A 16390-nucleotide genomic window follows, 5' to 3' on the forward strand; every position below is an offset into this window, starting at 1 on the left:
CCATGGCACGCATTCCCCGCGCCGAGATCCTCGATCGGCTCCGCAGCAAGCGCTCCCGCGGACTCCCGATCATCGGTGGCGGCGCCGGCACCGGCCTGTCGGCCAAATGTGAGGAGGCCGGCGGCATCGACCTGATCGTGATCTACAACTCCGGCCGCTACCGGATGGCCGGACGCGGCTCGTTGTCCGGCCTGCTCGCCTACGGCAACGCCAACGACGTCGTGGTCGAGATGAGCCGCGAGGTTCTCCCGGTCGTCACCGACACCCCGGTGCTGGCCGGGGTGAACGGCACCGACCCCTTCTACGATCCGCAGGTGCTGCTGCCGGAGCTGGCGCGGCTCGGCTTCTCCGGGGTGCAGAACTTCCCCACCGTGGGTCTGATCGACGGTGTTTTCCGGCAGAACCTGGAAGAGACCGGGATGGGCTTCGGTCACGAGATCGAGATGATCAAGGTCGCTCATGATCAGGACCTGTTGACCACCCCGTACGTGTTCGATGCCGACCAAGCACGGGCGATGACCGAGGCCGGTGCCGACGTGATCGTCGCCCACCTCGGTCTGACGGTCGGCGGCAGCATCGGTGCCGACACCGCCCGGACCCTCGACCAGTGCGTGGAATTGATCAACGACTGGACCGCCGCGGCCCGGTCGGTCCGCGACGACGTCCTGGTGCTCTGCCACGGCGGCCCGATCGCGACCCCGTCCGACGCCTCCTACGTGCTGGCCCGCACCGAGACCGACGGCTTCTACGGCGCGTCCTCGATGGAACGGTTGCCGACCGAGACGGCGATCACGTCCACGGTGCAGGAGTTCACCGGGCTGCGGGTGCAGCAGGAGACGACCGGCTGACAACGATGCCTGGGTAGGCTCCCGGACGTGCCGACACCGCAATTCATCCTCGACCTGCGCGAACAGGTCGGTCATGCACTGCTCTTCCTGAACGGCGTCACGGCGGTGGTCTTCGATCGCCGGGAGGACCCAGGCCGGGTGCTGCTCGGGCAGCGCGCCGACAACGGCCGGTGGCGACTGCTGGGCGGCATCCTGGAGCCCGGCGAGCAGCCGGCACCGGGGATGGCCCGGGAGGTCTTCGAGGAGACCGGGGTGACGGTCGAGATCGACCGCTTGGTCAGCGTGATCACCCTGCCGCCGGCCGAATACCCCAACGGCGACAAGGTGCAGTTCCTGAGCTGCACCTTCCGGGCCCACTACGTGTCTGGCGACGCTCACGTCGCCGACGACGAGTCGCTGGCCGTCGGCTGGTACGACCTTGATCAACTTCCCGAGGAGCTGCCGCAACGCGACCGGGACGTCATCAGCCAGGCTTTGCCGTTGGAGGGTGGCCCGGACTTCGTGCGCTGACCCGGCGGCGCGCAGACTGGTCGGGTGCGCACAGTCCTGATCTCGGGTGCCGGTGTCGCTGGCGCGACACTGGCCTACTGGCTCGACCGACGTGGCCTTCAGCCCACCGTCGTCGAGCAGGACCAGGCGGTCAGATCGAGTGGCAACCCGGTGGATGTCCGCGTTGCGGTGCTGCCGATCGCGCGGGAGATGGGCATCCTGCCCGCGCTCCGAGACCGAGCGACGGTAGCGACCAAGCTGGTCATCATCGGCCGCGAAGGGCGGCCGATTGCCCGACTGCGTGGGCCGAACAGCGGTGGGCAGAAGAAGGGCGACCGGTCGGAGGTCGAGATCGCCCGCGCCGACCTCGCCGCGGTTCTGCTCGAAGCCTGTCGTGACCTGGACATCCGGTTCGACGACTCCATCGCCGAACTGACGCAGGACCCCGATGGTGTCGACGTGCGGTTCCGGTCGGGACGTGAGCAGCGGTTCGACCTGGTGATCGGCGCCGACGGGGTGCACTCGGCCACCCGGCGGATGATCTTCGGCAGCGAAGATCAGTTCGTCCGTCGGCTGGGCATGTTCGTCGGCACCACGACGGTCGGCGTCGACACCGATCCTGTGGACAACACGGCCGTCCAGCTCTACAACGCGCCGGGCCGACTGACCGCCATCCATCCGGGCCGCGGGGTGCAGCGGGTGGCGTTCATCTTCCGTCGCTCCCCCGATCTGCCCTTCGATCATCGGGATGCCGCTCAGCACCGGCAGATCATCTGCGATCACTACGCCACCGACGGCTGGTTGGTACCGGACCTGTTGGAGCTGGTCCGCGAGACCGACGACCTGTACTTCGATGCCGTCAGCCGGATCGACCTGCCGCGCTGGTCGGAGGGCAGGGTCGCGCTGGTCGGCGACGCGGCGTCCAGCATCTCCCTGCTCGGCGACGGGTCGGCCAAGGCGATCCTCGGAGCCCACACCCTGGCCGAAGAGCTGGCCGACAGCAATGATCACCGGGCGGCCTTCCGGCGCTACCAGTCACGGCACGCCCCGTTGATCAGTTCAGCACGGCAGGTACGGATCGGCGCATCGATGCTGGTGCCGGCCACCGGTCCCGGGCTCGCCGTCCGGAATCAGCTGGCCCGAATGGCCGGGATGTTCGTCAGCTCTCCTTGACGCCCGGCTGCACGAACGGCGGCTTGGTGATCACGAATTCCGACGCTCGGCCGCGGACGTCGATCTGCACCACATCGTCGATCTTGAGCTTGGGGTCGACCAAGGCCAGTGCGATACCCGTCTTCAGGGTCGGAGAGAACGTACCGGAGGTGACCTCACCGATCGGTGTGCCGTCGGAGTCCTGAACCGTCATGTGCGCCCGTGGGATACCGCGTCCGGCCGCCTTCAGACCGCGCAGCGTGCGGGCCGGTCCGGCAGCCTTCTCCGCGCGCAACGCATCGGCACCGAAGAAGGTCTCCTTCTTCCAGCCGACCGCCCAGCCGAGTCGGGCCTGCACCGGCGTGATCTCCGGGCTGATGTCCTGCCCGTGCAGCGGGTAGCCCATCTCGGTACGCAGGGTGTCCCGCGCGCCGAGCCCGGCCGGCTGGATCCCGTACAGCTCGCCGGCGGTCATGATCTTGTCCCAGACCGCGCCGGCGACCTCGCTCGGGCAGACCAGCTCATAGCCCCGTTCGCCGGTGTAGCCGGTCCGGCAGACCGTGATCGGTGTCCCGTCGGCGTCGGCGATCTCGAACGACATGTACTCGTGACCGACCGGGAGACCGGCGGACTGCAACGTCTCGTCGGAGTGCGGTCCCTGGACGGCCAGCACGGCAAAATCCCTGTGCTGGTTGGTGATCTCGATGCCGTCCGGCGCCGCGCCCTGCAACCGGTCGACGACCGCGGCGGTGTTGGCGGCGTTCGGGATCAGGAAGACCTCGTCGTCACTCTTCAGGTAGGCGATCAGATCGTCGATCGCCCCACCGTCGTCGTTGCAGATCAGGGTGTACTGCGCCTTGCCGTTGGTGATCTTGGTCAGGTCGTTGGTCAGACAGCGATTGACGAACGCGGCCGCGCCCGGACCGCTGACCGTCGCCTTGCCCAGGTGACTGACATCGAAGATGCCGACCCCGGACCGGACCGCGGCATGCTCGGCGAGCACACCGCCGCCGGCGTATTCCAACGGCATCGACCAGCCACCGAACTCGGCGAATTTCGCGCCCAGGTCGACGTGACGATCATTCAGCGGGGACTTCAACAGCTCGGCACTCATGGTCGAAAGCTATCGCACCGTTCCAGCGGTCGCAGACACCTCATATAGCCTTGACCACCGTGCCAGTATCTCCGCTCCCGCAGATCAGCCTGTCCCGTTCTCTTCCGCGCGCCACCGACGTGCTGATCGCCGGTTTCGCCGCCGGCGACGTCATCGGTCTGCCCGACCCGGTACGCACTGCCGTGAAGAAGAAGTACGGATCGGGGCCGTCGGAGCTGGCGACCTCCTTCGGCGCGACCGGCAAGGCACTGTCCAGCACCGTGCTGCCGGCGGCGGGCCGGACCACCGTCGTGTTGGTCGGGTTGGGCGACAAGCCGGTTGCAGAAATCACCGACGAGGAACTCCGGGCGGCCGCCGGTGTCGGCGTACGCACCGCCACCGGGTTGTCGGCGCTGAAGAATTCCACCGGCGGCTCGGTGGCCGTCTCCTTCGACCGGACCGAGCCCACCGCGGTCCGGGCGATCGCCGAGGGCGCCCTGCTGGGCAGCTACACGTTCCGGCCGATCAGCACCGGTGATGCTGCCGAGCAGAAGATCGCCGGGATCGCCGTCCTGTCCAAGTCCAGCGGCAAGGCCCAGCTGGCCGCCGTCGACACCGCAGCGATCGTCGCCCAGGCCGTCGTCGCCAACCGGGACTGGGTCAATCAGCCGGCCAATCTGCTCTACCCGGAATCCTTCGCCGACGAGGCCAAGGCCCATCTCGGCCGGAGCAAGGTGACCGTCGAGGTGCTGGACGACAAGGCGCTGGCTCGGGGCGGCTACGGCGGCCTGCTCGCCGTCGGCGGCGGGTCGGAACGTCCGCCGCGGCTGGTCCGGTTGAGCTACGCACCGCGTGGTGCGAAGTTCCATCTCGGCCTGGTCGGCAAGGGCATCACCTTCGACTCCGGCGGTCTGGACATCAAGACCCAGGCCGGGATGTACACCATGAAGTCCGACATGTCCGGCGCCGGCGCGGTGTTCGCCGCGGTCAAGGCGATCGCCGACCTCGGGCTCAAGATCAAGATCACCGCGTACGGCGCCCTCGCCGAGAACATGCCGTCCGGTTCGGCCTACCGGCCGTCCGACGTCCTGACGATGTACGGCGGCACGACGGTGGAGAATGTGAACACCGACGCCGAGGGCCGGCTGGTGATGGCCGACGCGTTGGCCCGGCTCAGCTCCGAGGACAACCCGGATCTGATCATCGACGTCGCCACCCTGACCGGCGCCTGCGTGGTCGCACTCGGCGAGCACACCGGCGGCGTCCTCAGCAACGACGACGAGACCGCGACCGAGGTCCTCGCCGCGGCGTCCGACGCCGGTGAACGGTTCTGGCAGTTGCCGATCGTCGAGGAATCCCGGGGGTATCTCGACTCCGAGGTGGCCGATCTCAAGTCGGGTCGGACCGGCTCCGGCGGCGCGCTGACCGCCGCCGCGTTCCTCCGCGAATTCGTCGCCGACATCCCGTGGGCACACCTGGACATCGCCGGCCCCTCGTTCAACAGCGGCAGCGCCACGGGCTACATCGCGCCCGGCGGCACCGGCATCGGGGTCCGTACCCTGATCGAGGTCGCCCGCCGGCACGCGAGCTGACCGCCGGCCGGCCGAAGGATCCCTGAGTTTGTCGAAGGGCGTGCTCTTGCTCGCCCCGCGTCACCGACGGTCGGTCTGTTGGCGCAACTTCTGCCGGTGGTTGTAGTCCCGCATCCGTTGTGGGTAGCCCACGACGGCCGCGTCGTAGGCGGGGATCTGCAGGTGCTCGGCGAAGGCGTGCGCCCAGCGCGCCGACGGCACCCGCCGGCGGGTCCATTCGCCGTCGTAGGCGATCAGCAGCATCGTGGTCTGGGTGACCGCGGTCGGTGGCTCGACCAGCGCCTCCACCCCACGCCGGGTCCGGACGAATTCGGTCAGATGGGCCACGATCGCGTCATCGACCGTGGCGCCTCGCCCGGTCGGGGTCCGACGCAGCCGTCGGGCACGCTCGCGTAGCCATCCCATGCACCAAGTATGACGACACACCGGAACGTGTGCTGCCGCAGATGATTTGATGGCGCCATGAGTTACGACCTGGTGATCATCGGCGCCGGTAGCGGCGGATACGCCTGCGCGCTGCGCGCGGCCGAGCTCGGCCTGCGCGTGGCGTTGGTCGAGGAGGGCTCGGTCGGTGGCACCTGCCTGCATCGCGGCTGCATCCCGACCAAAGCCGTGCTGCATGCCGCCGAGGTGGCCGACGCGGCCCGGGACGGCGCCCGCTTCGGTGTGCACAGCACCCTGCAGCGGGTGGATCTGCAGCAGGTCCGCAGCTACGCAGAATCGGTCGTCTCCCGGCTGCACAAGGGGCTGACCGGGCTGATCGCATCTCGCACGATCGACGTCATCGCCGGTCGCGGCACCCTGATCCCGCGCCCGGACGGACAGACCGGGCAGTCGGACGAGGGCGACGGCGCCCCGTACGCGGTGCAGGTCGGTGACCGGGTGCTGACCGCGACCGACATCGTGCTGGCCACCGGTTCGGTGTCGAAGTCGCTGCCTGGTGTCGAGATCGACGGCAGCCGGGTGCTGACCAGTGAGCACGCCCTCGAGCTGACTGAGCTGCCGTCCTCGGCGATCGTGCTCGGCGGCGGCGTGATCGGCGTCGAGTTCGCGTCGGCCTGGCGTTCCTTCGGGGTCGAGGTGACCGTGGTCGAGGCGCTCCCCCGCCTGGTACCGGGCGAGGATCCGGACATCTCCAAGGCCCTGGAACGGGCGTTCGGCAAACGCGGCATCAAGCTCCTCACCGGTGCCCCGATGCGGTCGCTCGAGGTCGGCTCGGACGCGGTGACGCTGACCGTCGAGGACGGCCGGACCGTCACCGCCGAGGTGGCTCTGGTCGCCGTCGGCCGCGGACCCAACTCGGCCGGGATCGGGCTGGAGCAGACCGAGGTCGACAGCGACCGCGGCTGGGTGACCACCGACGACCGACTGGCCACCGCCGTCGATCACGTGTACGCCGTCGGCGATCTGGTGGCCGGGCTGCAGCTGGCCCATCGCGGCTTTGCGCACGGCATCTTCGTCGCCGAGGAGATCGCCGCCCGGCGGGATGCGACCGCCCTGCGGGCGCCCGTCGCGGTGCTCGACGAGCAGATCCCGCGGATCACCTACAGCGATCCGGAGATCGCGTCGGTCGGGCTGAGCGAGGAGGCTGCCCGGCAGCGGTACGGCGAGATCGAGACCCAGCGCTACGACCTGGCCGGCAACGGGCGCTCCCAGATCCTGAAGACCCAGGGCTTCGTCAAGGTGGTCCGGGCGGCGGACGGTCCGGTGGTCGGCGTGACGATGATCGGCGCCCGGGTCGGCGAACTGATCGGCGAGGCGCAGCTGATCACCAACTGGGAGGCCCATCCCGGCGAGGTGGCCCAGCTGATCCACGCCCACCCGACCCAGGGCGAAGCGCTCGGGGAGGCGCACCTGGCGCTGGCCGGCAAGCCGCTGCACCTGCACGGTTGAGCGGGCCGCCGATCCACCCCGGAGCACTGCCGCGGGCGTCGACCGAGCCCGGGCGACACCGGGCACCGACGGCGGATAGGCTGGCCGCGGACTTTGCTGTGCGTGCGTGACACAGCATCGTTGACCTGAGCAACGCATCATCGAGGAGTCGAAGCCGAATCATGTCCACCGAGGTCACACTTCCTGAATTGGGCGAGAGCGTCACCGAAGGCACCGTCAGCCGCTGGCTCAAGCAGGTCGGCGACACGGTCAGCACCGACGAGCCGCTACTGGAGATCTCCACCGACAAGGTGGACACCGAGATCCCGTCGCCTGCCTCGGGCACCCTGCTGGAGATCCGTGCCAGCGAGGACGACACCGTCGAGGTCGGCGCGATCCTGGCGGTGATCGGTGAGGCCAGCGAGGGCGGCGACGAGGCAGAGCCCGCGGCACCGGCTCCCGAGCAGGAGCAGGCCGCACCGGAGCAGCCGGCACCGGAGCAGGCAGCGCAGGCCGAGGCCGAGCAGCCCGCCGAGCCGCAGCCGGCCGAGGACTCCGCACCCCAACAGCAGGAAGCACCGGCCGAGCAACCGGCGCAGCAGCCGGCCGCCGAGCAGCCAGCAGGCTCCGCCGAGGGCACTGAGGTCACCCTCCCGGAGTTGGGTGAGAGCGTCACCGAGGGCACCGTCAGCCGCTGGCTCAAGCAGGTCGGCGACACGGTCGCCTCCGACGAGCCGCTGCTGGAGATCTCCACCGACAAGGTGGATACCGAGATCCCGTCGCCGGCGGCCGGCACCCTGTTGGAGATCCGCGCCGGCGAGGACGAGACCGTCGAGGTCGGCGCCGTGCTGGCCGTGATCGGCGATGCCGCGGCCGCCGCACCCGCGCAGGACTCGGCGCCCGCCGCCCCGGCCGAAGAAGCAGCCCCGGCCCAGGAAGCAGCCCCGGCCCAGGAAGCAGCCCCGACCCAGGAGTCAGCGCCGGCCCAGGAATCGGCGCCGGCCCAGCAGAGCACGCCAGCTGCTCCCGAACCCGAGGCACCGGCACCGGCCGCACCGACTCCGGCGGCACCCGCACCGGCCGCGCCCGCCCCCGCTCCGGCGGCTCCGGCACCGGCAGCTCCGGCACCAGCGGCATCGACGGCCGCATCGACCGATGGCGACGGCCCGAATTACGTCACCCCGCTGGTCCGCAAGCTGGCAGCCGAGCACGACGTCGACCTGGCCAGCCTGAAGGGCACCGGCGTCGGCGGTCGGATCCGCAAGCAGGACGTGCTGGCAGCAGCCGAAGCCGCCAAGGCCGCGGCAGCGGCCCCGGCAGCCGAGACCGCTCCGGCGGCGCCGGCCGCAACCGCGACCGAGTCGGTGCAACCGAGCTCGCTGCGTGGCACCACCGAGAAGATGACCCGGTTGCGCAAGATCATCGCCACCCGGATGGTGGAGTCGCTGCAGACCTCGGCCCAGCTGACCACCGTGGTCGAGGTCGACCTGACCGTCATCTCCCGGCTGCGGGCCAAGGTGAAGGACGACTTCCTGCGCCGCGAGGGCGTCAAGCTGTCCTACCTGCCGTTCCTGATCAAGGCCGCGGTGGACGGGCTGAAGGTGCACCCGAAGCTGAACGCGACCATCGACTCCGAGGCCGAGGAGATCCACTACCCGGCAACGGAGAACGTGTCGATCGCGGTCGACACCGAGAAGGGCCTGATGGTCCCGGTGATCAAGGGCGCCGGCGATCTGAGCATCGCCGGGCTGGCCAAGAAGATCGCCGATCTCGCCGACCGGACCCGTACCAACAAGCTGACCCCGGACGACATGAGCGGCGGCACCTTCACCGTCACCAACACCGGCAGCCGCGGAGCCCTGATCGACACCCCGATCGTGAACCAGCCCCAGGTCGCCATCCTCGGCACCGGCACCTTGGTGAAGCGGCCGGTGGTGATCACCGACAAGGTGCTCGGCGAGACGATCGCGATCCGGGACATGATGTACCTGTCACTGTCCTACGACCACCGGTTGGTCGACGGCGCCGATGCGGCCCGCTACCTCGGCACGCTGAAGGAACGCCTCGAGGAGGGCGACTTCGGCTCGGAGTTCGGGCTCTGATCCGATGACCCCCACGGCTGGCTCAGAGGAGTCTGCACCCGGCTCAGCGGAGTCGACCGGCCCCGACTCCCGGGACTCCGGTCCGCAGCCCGATCCGACCGGATCGGGTCTGCGGATCCTCATCGCCGGCGCATCGGGCTTCCTCGGCACCCCCCTCAAGGTGCGGTTCGCCGAACTCGGCCATCAGGTGCGTCGGCTGGTCCGGCGGACGCCGGTCACGTCCAGCACGGAGTTCCACTGGGATCCGTCGATCGGACGGATCAATGCCGACGCTGTCAACGACGTCGACGTGATCATCAATCTGGCCGGACCGCCGGTCTTCACCCGGCCATGGAGCAACGCCCGCCGGGAGCTGCTCCGGACGGCACGGATCGAATCCACCCGGCTGCTGGCCGAGACCGTCGTCGAGCGGTATGCCGACAATCCGAGTAAGCCGCTGTGGCTGCAGTCCAGCGCGACCGGCTGGTACGGCACTCGCTCCGGATCCGAACCGTACGACGAAAGCGCGCCACCGGCCGGGGACTTCCTCGGTCAGCTGGCCAAGGACTGGGAGGCCGCGACCGAGCAGGCCGCCTCCGCCGGTGTGCCGGTGATCTTCCTGCGCAACGGGATGGTCCTTGATCAATCCGGCAGCACACTGAAGTTGATCAAGCCGGTGTTCCAGCTCGGCTTCGGAGGCCGGATCGGCAGCGGTGATCAACACATGCCGATGATCAGCCTGCACGACTGGCTCCGGGCGGTGCAGTTCATGATCACCGAACGCCCCGCCCCCGGGCCCTACAACATCACCATCCCCGATCCGCCGACGAACGCCGAATTCACCGCGGCGCTGGCCGATCTGCTCGGTCGCAAGGCTCGGCTCGCTGCGCCGAGCGCTCTACTGCGTACGGCTCTGGGTGAGCTCGCCGAACAGCTCACCGGTGATCAGTACGTCGCCCCGAAGGCGTTGCTGGCTGCCGGCTTCGCCTTCGACGGACCCGACGTCACCAGCACCCTGCAGTTGGCGCTGGACCGCGCCCGGTGACCAGCCGCTGAGCTGCATCGACAGCTCGGGTCGGCGGATCAGCCGTGGGCGAGCACCTGCAGGAAGACGACCAGCACACCGAGTCCACCCAACATCGCCACTGCGACGAGCTTCTGCCACCAGATCACCTGCGCCCGGCGGACCGCGAGGTAGCCGACAACGATCAGGGTGATCACCAGCGTCCAGACCGACGCGGTGACCGCCGCCTCCGGTCGCATCCCGCCGGCCGTGGAGATCAACAGCAGCACCGCGGGCACCACGACGACACCGATGGCATGCCGTCCGATCAGCACCAGATGGCCGAGTTCGTGCCGATCGGGAAACGTCCGATGCACCGACAGATGCGAAACCACATCGGCGACGAAGCCCGCCAGGGTGATCGCCAGGACACCGATCACCAGGGTGCCGAGCACCGACAGCGGTTCATGGATCTCGCCGTGGCCACGGATCGCCAGCAGGATCGCCAGACCGGTGATGGTCGCGTACAGGCGTTCCTTGACCACCTCGGTCAGCTGATCGGGACTCAATCCCTCGGCCCAGGCACGCCTGCGTCGTCGACTCACGGAGGCCAGCGTATCGGCGGCGACCGGGAGCGTACGATCGGTGATTGTGATCTTCGACGACCTCGGTTTGGGCCGGCAGCTGATCGACTACCGCGCGGCGTGGGATCTGCAACGTGAGATCCACGCCGAGGTGGTGGCCGGCAGCCGGCCGGACACCGTTCTGCTGCTCGAACACGAGGCGGTCTACACCGCCGGCAAGCGGACCCAGCCGGAGGAACGCCCGACCGACGGCGCGCCGGTGGTCGACGTCGACCGCGGCGGCAACATCACCTGGCACGGCCCCGGCCAGCTGGTCGCCTACCCGATCGTCACCCTGCCCGAACCGGTCCGGGTGGTCGACTACGTCCGGCGGGTCGAGGAAGCGATGATCAGGACCTTCGCCGACCTCGGTCTGGAGTCCGGTCGGGTGGACGGCCGGTCCGGCGTCTGGCTGGCCGCCGACAAGCTCAGGAACCGACCGGAACGCAAGATCGCCCAGATCGGCATCCGGGTCACCCAGAACGTGACCATGCACGGGCTGGCGATGAACATCAGCAACGCGATGTCCAGCTTCGACAAGATCGTGCCCTGCGGGATCAGCGACGCCGGCGTGACCAGCCTGGCCCAGGAGTTCGGCACCGACCGGGCGACCCCCGATCTGCGGACGGTGGCCGACCTGCTGCAGCCCCAGCTGATCGAACTGCTGAGCTGGCAGCCCTATGACCGCTCCCCCGACATCGTCCGCGCGGAGCAGAGCGCCGACTTCCCGCAGCTGACCAGGCTCTGACCCCGAACAGGTGCCTCCTCGGCGGGGTCGGCGCTGCGGCAAACTCTTTGCCGACGCGGTTCCGTTCACGGAGAAAAGCTGCAAGTATCACCTGACGTGACGCACCTCACGCTTCGCCGGATCCTGCTCACCACCGCCGCCGCCACCCTCGTCGGCCTGACCGCGATCAGCCCGGCCCGGGCCGCTGCGACCGGCTACGTCGCCCTCGGCGACTCCTACTCCGCCGGCGTCGGCACCCACGACAAGGCCGACGACTGCTATCGGTCGCCGTCCGGCTATCCGGCGCTGCTGGCCGGCGGCTACGGCCTGAGCCTGAACTACCAGGCCTGCAACGGAGCCGACACAGCCGACGTCGTCGCCGACCAGCTTGCCGCCCTGTCCGCCGACACCGGCGCCGTGTCGCTGACCGTCGGCGGCAACGACGTCGGCTTCGCCGACGTCCTCACCGAGTGCGCCCAGCCGGGCTGGCTGAGCGACTGTGCCGGCGCGATCGCCGACGGCCGCACGATCCTGACCGAGCAACTCCCGGGTCGCTACGACTCGCTGCTCGGCAGCATCGCGGATCGAGCGCCGCATGCGACCGTCGCGGTGGCCGGCTATCCGAGGATCTTCAACGGCGAGGACTGCAACGCAGCGACCTTCTTCAGCCCCGAGGAGGAGAGCGACCTGAACGCCGCCGTCGACGAGATGGATGCGTTGATCTCCGGCAAGGCCGGCGCGAACGGATTCGACTATGTCGACCCGCGATCGGCGTTCGACGGCCACGCGGTCTGTGACGATCAGGAGTGGGTCAACGGTCTGAGCGAACCGATCGAGGAGTCCTACCATCCGAATCGGGACGGCAACGTCGGCTACGCCGAACTGGTCGGGCCGGTGCTGACCGGGAGACCGTTCCCGACGGCCGTTCGCCCGGAGGCGGACCGGCTGCCGCAGCTGTCCGACAGCCAACGGTTGCACCAGCAGGCCGACATCGTGCTCTCCTTCGATCTCGACTCGGCGGCCAACCTGGAGCGGGCCGACCGACACGGGATCGATCCGGACCGGATCCGGCGGTTGGCGACGATGCTGCGGAGTTCGGACTCCGACACGATCGCCGCCGCCTTGGACGAACTGCAGCGGCTGGACCGCCGGGCCTCCTGATCTTCCGAAGTTGATCACCAGGTACCGATCACCAGGTACCGGTCACCAGGTACCGATCACCAGGTACCGGGGATCTGCCGGGTGGTGACGTTGATCCGGTTGTACAGGTTGGTGGTGGCGATCCAGACCACCAGACCGGCCAGTTCCTTCTCGCCGTAATGCCGGGCCGCCTCGTCCCAGATCGCGTCCGGGACCGCATTCGACCGATCGGCCATCCGGGTCATGTGCTCGGCCAGCGCCAGCGCGGCACGCTGGGCGTCGGAAAAGATCGTGGCGTCCGCCCAGCCGGCCAGCTGGATCAGCTGCGAATCGGTCAGCCCGGACGTGCGAGCGTTGTGCCGGCCGAACTCCAGGCACCAGGCACAACCGTTGATCTGGCTGACCCGCAGGTGGGTGAGCTCAAGGGTGGCCTCGTCGACTCCGAAGTCGGCGCCGATCTTGCCCAGCGCCATCAGTAGCTCGGCGGCCTGCGGCAGGAAGGTGGCCGGGTTCTTCATCCGTGCGGTCATGATCATGCCCTTCTTGTTCGATCGTCAGATTCGGTACTGTCACGCGAGGACGTGTGCCCGCGTCATCAGGGGTGACGGAGCAGGGCCGGCGGATGTGACACCGACGGCCGAAGAGACCAGACGGGGAGTTGGCGACAATGGCGCAACCGCAGGATCAGCTGGCGGCAACGTTCGAAGAACAACGACCGCGACTGCGAGCGATCGCGTTCCGGATGCTCGGCTCGCACAACGATGCCGACGACGCTGTCCAGGAAGCCTGGCTTCGGCTGCAGCGCAGTGACACCGACGCGGTCGACAACCTGGCCGGCTGGCTGACGGTCGTGGTCTCCCGGGTCTGTCTTGATCAACTGCGATCACGCGGCAGCCGACGGGAGGACCCGGTCGATGAGATGCCCCTCGCCGCCGAGGTCCGTGGCGCCGACAGCGAGCCGACCCCGGAGGACTTCTCGGTGCAGGCCGACAGTCTGGGCGCGGCGCTGTTGATCATCCTGGACACCCTGAACCCGGTCGAGCGGCTCGCCTATGTGCTCCATGATCTTTTCGGTCTGCCGTTCGAGGAGATCGCACCCATCGTCGACAAGTCCCCCTCCGCAGCCCGACAGCTGGCTTCCCGGGCCCGACGTCGGATCCGTGGCGTCGAGCCGTCGGCAGAACAGGACCGGCAGCGCGAGGTCGTCGAGGCCTTCCTGGCCGCTTCCCGGGAGGGCGACTTCGGCCGGCTGTTGCAGGTGCTCGACCCCGAGGTCGAGTTGCGAGCCGACCCTCGCACCGTCGCCGCCACAACCGCCCACGCAAACAGCGGGGCGCCGTTGCTCGGCGAGCAGGTGGTCGGCGCCGACGCCGTCGCCCGGGTCTTCGCCGGCCGGGCGAAGGCAGCCCAGGTGGCGATCATCGACGGCGTGCCGGGTGCAGCCTGGGCGCCGGGTGGCACGCCGCGGACGGTGTTCGCGATGCAGATCCGCGACGGCCGGATCGTCCGGGTCGAAGTGATCGCCGACCTCGACCAGCTGGCCGACCTGGAGATCAGCCTGTTGTGATCAACCGGTTCTGATCAGCCCCCGTTCTGATCAACCCCGGTACGGCTCGGGCTTGGTCTGTGGGTCGTCGTCGGCGGCCGCGGCCAGTCGCGGCACCGCGATGTCAAGCAGGTAAGGGATGCTGAGCGGCGAGTTGAAGCCGAGCGCGCCGGCGAAGTCCTGGTCGAAGGCACCGAGATCGACGAATCTGCCCTCCTTGACCGGTGCCAACTGAGCGAACAACCGATTCTTCTGCACCGACTTCTGCACGCCCTCGGCGACCATCACGTCGGTGTCGAAGACGTCCAGCTTCTCCATGCTGACCTCGCCACCCTTCTTCGGCACGGTGAAGCCGAGCTCGGTCAGCCACCCGGTCCGATAGTCGTCGGCTCCGACGCTGTAGGCACCGTCGGTGGTCACCCCGAGGGCGAACGACGCCGACTTGCCGGCAAACTCCGGGTGCTCCTTCTTGGCCTCGGCGAAGCGATCTTCGGTCCGCCGGACGATCTGCTCGGCCTTGTCCGGCCGGCCGAGCGCTCTGCCGGTGATCTTGGTCTGGTCCTGCCAGCTCGTCGCACCGGTGGCGACATCACCGGACTGCGCAACCGTCGGCGCAATCGCCGACAGCTTGGCGTAGCCGGCCTTGTCGATGTACGAGCTCACCGCCATGATCAGATCCGGCTTCAGCTCGGCGATCTTCTCGAAGTCGATCTCCTGCGATCCGACGGTCGGGAGCTTCTTGCCCCGCACCGCTTGCGGTGTCCACGGCCGATTCGGCGCGTCGTAGCCGAGGAACTGGCGGACACCGACCGGCTCGATGCCGAACGCCAGCACGAAGTCCTGTTCGTTGAAGCCGGCGGTCAGCACCCGCTTCGGCTCCGACTCGATGGTCGTCGTGCCGAACTGGTGCTTGATCGTGACCGGGAACACCGCGCTCGCCGCGCCCGACAGCTTCCCCCGGTCGGCCGGGGCCGTACCGTCGGACTGACAGCCGACGACCATGATCACCAGCAGCATCGATGCGACCAACGACGCCGTCCGTCTGACGCCGCCGCGGACTTCCCGAATGTTCATAAGGTAAGCCTAACCCAAGTCTCTGCGCCGAACTCATCGACGGGGTCTGACACGCGTCCACCGTCAGGCGGATACCGATGCGAGCTCCGGCGATGCGATCTCCGTCCGGCGGCGGATGCCGGCGGGTCGCGTTCGCCGTATCGTCGAGGTCATGATCGCCGATACGCAGTCCGAGCAAGATCAACTCGCTGTCGTGCCGGCCCGGGTGCCCTGGCCGGCCGTCGTCGGCTTCGTCGTGATCGCCGCAGCACTGGCCTGGGTGGCCTGCCTCCCACTCTGGCTCGGCCCCGGCCTGACTGATCCGGTACGGCTGCAGCTGTGCGCGATGGGGATGATGTTCACCCCACTGCTGGCCACCGTCGCAGCCTTGATCATCCAGCGCCGGAACCGGCACACGACCGGGCCGTCGATCCCCCGCTATCTGGGGATCTGGCCGCTGAAACCGGCACGCCGGGTGATCTGGATGATCGTGGTCGCCTTCGTCGGCACGTTCCTGCTCGCCGTCGGCACTCTCGTGCTCGCCGGCGTCGTCGGCTGGGCCGATCTCGATCTCAGTGGTGCCGGCCTGGACAGCCTGCGGTCCGCGTCACCGTCGATGGGCAGTCTGAGCAATGCTGCACTGGCGGCGATATCCCTGTCGGCGATCGTTCCGAATGCTCTGTTCACCGCGATCTTCGCCTTCGGCGAGGAGGTCGGCTGGCGGGGCTGGCTGCTGACCACCCTTCGCCCGTTGGGCACCTGGCCGGCCCTGCTGATCACCGGCGCGATCTGGGGCCTGTGGCACGCACCGCTGATCCTGCTCGGCTACAACTTCGCCCGTCCCGACCTCGGTGGTCTGGCGCTGATGGTCGGCGGCTGCGTCGCGATCGGCGCGCTCTTCGGCTGGACCAGGATCCGGACCGGCTCGGTGTGGCCCGCGGTCGCCGCCCACGGCATGCTCAATGCCGCCACCCCGACCTTGATCATGATGACGACACCGCCGGGGCAGGCGCCGGACGGCGCCTTCGTCGCCGCGCTCGGCTTCCCTGGCTGGATCCTGATCGCCGTCATCGTCGCGGTGTTGATCATCACCGGCCAGTTCCGCCGACAGCCGGAGCTCGGCTGATCACCGAGTCCGCCCCGGTTCATCACTCGGCCGACCACCAGCAGG

The 16390-nt window shown here is 68.9% G+C and carries 16 protein-coding genes; 11 read left to right on the top strand and 5 right to left on the bottom strand.

What is annotated here, in order from left to right; genetic code table 11:
- Positions 1-2 precede the first annotated feature (2 nt).
- Genes BLU38_RS05070 through BLU38_RS05080 form a run of 3 tightly spaced genes read left to right on the top strand, consistent with a single transcriptional unit; the run spans position 3 to position 2510 of the window.
- Complete coding sequence (locus tag BLU38_RS05070) at positions 3-848, top strand: phosphoenolpyruvate hydrolase family protein (protein WP_091520845.1); 846 nt, start codon at positions 3-5, stop codon at positions 846-848.
- A gap of 27 nt (positions 849-875) precedes the next feature.
- Positions 876-1358, top strand: coding sequence for an NUDIX hydrolase (locus tag BLU38_RS05075; RefSeq protein WP_091520849.1), 483 nt, complete (start codon positions 876-878; stop codon positions 1356-1358).
- Between the two features lie 24 nt (positions 1359-1382).
- A complete protein-coding gene (locus BLU38_RS05080; RefSeq protein ID WP_091520852.1) occupies positions 1383-2510 on the top strand; it encodes an FAD-dependent monooxygenase in 1128 nt (375 codons plus the stop codon).
- Here the strand turns inward: BLU38_RS05080 and gcvT are convergent.
- Positions 2497-3603: a glycine cleavage system aminomethyltransferase GcvT gene (gcvT, locus tag BLU38_RS05085; RefSeq protein WP_091520856.1), complete on the bottom strand. Its 1107-nt coding sequence runs from the start codon at positions 3601-3603 to the stop codon at positions 2497-2499. The two genes, BLU38_RS05080 and gcvT, sit on opposite strands and share 14 nt — an antisense overlap.
- Before the next feature lie 50 nt (positions 3604-3653).
- Here gcvT and BLU38_RS05090 point away from each other — a divergent pair, with 50 nt between their 5' ends.
- On the top strand, positions 3654-5174 hold the full coding sequence (locus BLU38_RS05090; RefSeq protein ID WP_407939649.1) for a leucyl aminopeptidase: 1521 nt from the start codon (positions 3654-3656) through the stop codon (positions 5172-5174).
- A gap of 60 nt (positions 5175-5234) precedes the next feature.
- Here the strand turns inward: BLU38_RS05090 and BLU38_RS05095 are convergent, their stop codons facing one another.
- Positions 5235-5579, bottom strand: a complete 345-nt coding sequence (locus BLU38_RS05095; RefSeq protein ID WP_091520863.1) for a hypothetical protein — start codon at positions 5577-5579, stop codon at positions 5235-5237.
- Between the two features lie 57 nt (positions 5580-5636).
- Between BLU38_RS05095 and lpdA the strand changes: the two genes are divergently transcribed.
- The 3 genes from lpdA (at position 5637) to BLU38_RS05110 (ending at position 10172) form a co-directional block, all read left to right on the top strand.
- On the top strand, positions 5637-7067 hold the full coding sequence (gene lpdA / locus BLU38_RS05100) for a dihydrolipoyl dehydrogenase (RefSeq protein WP_091520866.1): 1431 nt from the start codon (positions 5637-5639) through the stop codon (positions 7065-7067).
- Positions 7068-7228: 161 nt separating this feature from the next.
- Complete coding sequence (sucB, locus tag BLU38_RS05105; protein ID WP_091520869.1) at positions 7229-9148, top strand: 2-oxoglutarate dehydrogenase, E2 component, dihydrolipoamide succinyltransferase; 1920 nt, start codon at positions 7229-7231, stop codon at positions 9146-9148.
- A 4-nt stretch (positions 9149-9152) separates the two neighbouring features.
- A complete protein-coding gene (locus BLU38_RS05110) occupies positions 9153-10172 on the top strand; it encodes a TIGR01777 family oxidoreductase (RefSeq protein WP_091520873.1) in 1020 nt (339 codons plus the stop codon).
- 38 nt (positions 10173-10210) lie between these two features.
- On the opposite strand, the gene BLU38_RS05115 is transcribed toward BLU38_RS05110, so the two are convergent.
- Positions 10211-10735 (bottom strand): hypothetical protein, encoded by a 525-nt coding sequence (locus BLU38_RS05115; protein ID WP_157683221.1) that lies wholly within the window; start codon positions 10733-10735, stop codon positions 10211-10213.
- Between the two features lie 40 nt (positions 10736-10775).
- Between BLU38_RS05115 and lipB the strand changes: the two genes are divergently transcribed.
- Positions 10776-11501: a lipoyl(octanoyl) transferase LipB gene (gene lipB, locus BLU38_RS05120; RefSeq protein WP_197679998.1), complete on the top strand. Its 726-nt coding sequence runs from the start codon at positions 10776-10778 to the stop codon at positions 11499-11501.
- 96 nt (positions 11502-11597) lie between these two features.
- The gene (locus BLU38_RS05125) at positions 11598-12641 is read left to right on the top strand and encodes an SGNH/GDSL hydrolase family protein (protein ID WP_231920183.1); all 1044 of its coding nucleotides are present in this window, start codon (positions 11598-11600) and stop codon (positions 12639-12641) included.
- A 56-nt stretch (positions 12642-12697) separates the two neighbouring features.
- On the opposite strand, the gene BLU38_RS05130 is transcribed toward BLU38_RS05125, so the two are convergent.
- A complete protein-coding gene (locus BLU38_RS05130) occupies positions 12698-13156 on the bottom strand; it encodes a carboxymuconolactone decarboxylase family protein (protein WP_197679999.1) in 459 nt (152 codons plus the stop codon).
- Between the two features lie 131 nt (positions 13157-13287).
- On the opposite strand from BLU38_RS05130, the gene BLU38_RS05135 reads away from it, so the two are divergent.
- Entirely contained in the window at positions 13288-14187 is a 900-nt protein-coding gene (locus tag BLU38_RS05135; protein WP_091520881.1) for a sigma-70 family RNA polymerase sigma factor, read from the top strand.
- A 30-nt stretch (positions 14188-14217) separates the two neighbouring features.
- Here the strand turns inward: BLU38_RS05135 and BLU38_RS05140 are convergent, their stop codons facing one another.
- The gene (locus BLU38_RS05140; RefSeq protein ID WP_091520885.1) at positions 14218-15240 is read right to left on the bottom strand and encodes an iron-siderophore ABC transporter substrate-binding protein; all 1023 of its coding nucleotides are present in this window, start codon (positions 15238-15240) and stop codon (positions 14218-14220) included.
- Positions 15241-15391: 151 nt separating this feature from the next.
- On the opposite strand from BLU38_RS05140, the gene BLU38_RS05145 reads away from it, so the two are divergent.
- Complete coding sequence (locus tag BLU38_RS05145) at positions 15392-16345, top strand: CPBP family intramembrane glutamic endopeptidase (RefSeq protein WP_091520888.1); 954 nt, start codon at positions 15392-15394, stop codon at positions 16343-16345.
- Positions 16346-16390 lie beyond the last annotated feature (45 nt).

Origin of the sequence: Microlunatus soli (genome assembly GCF_900105385.1) — a bacterium.
In the GTDB taxonomy this organism is placed as follows: domain Bacteria; phylum Actinomycetota; class Actinomycetes; order Propionibacteriales; family Propionibacteriaceae; genus Microlunatus; species Microlunatus soli.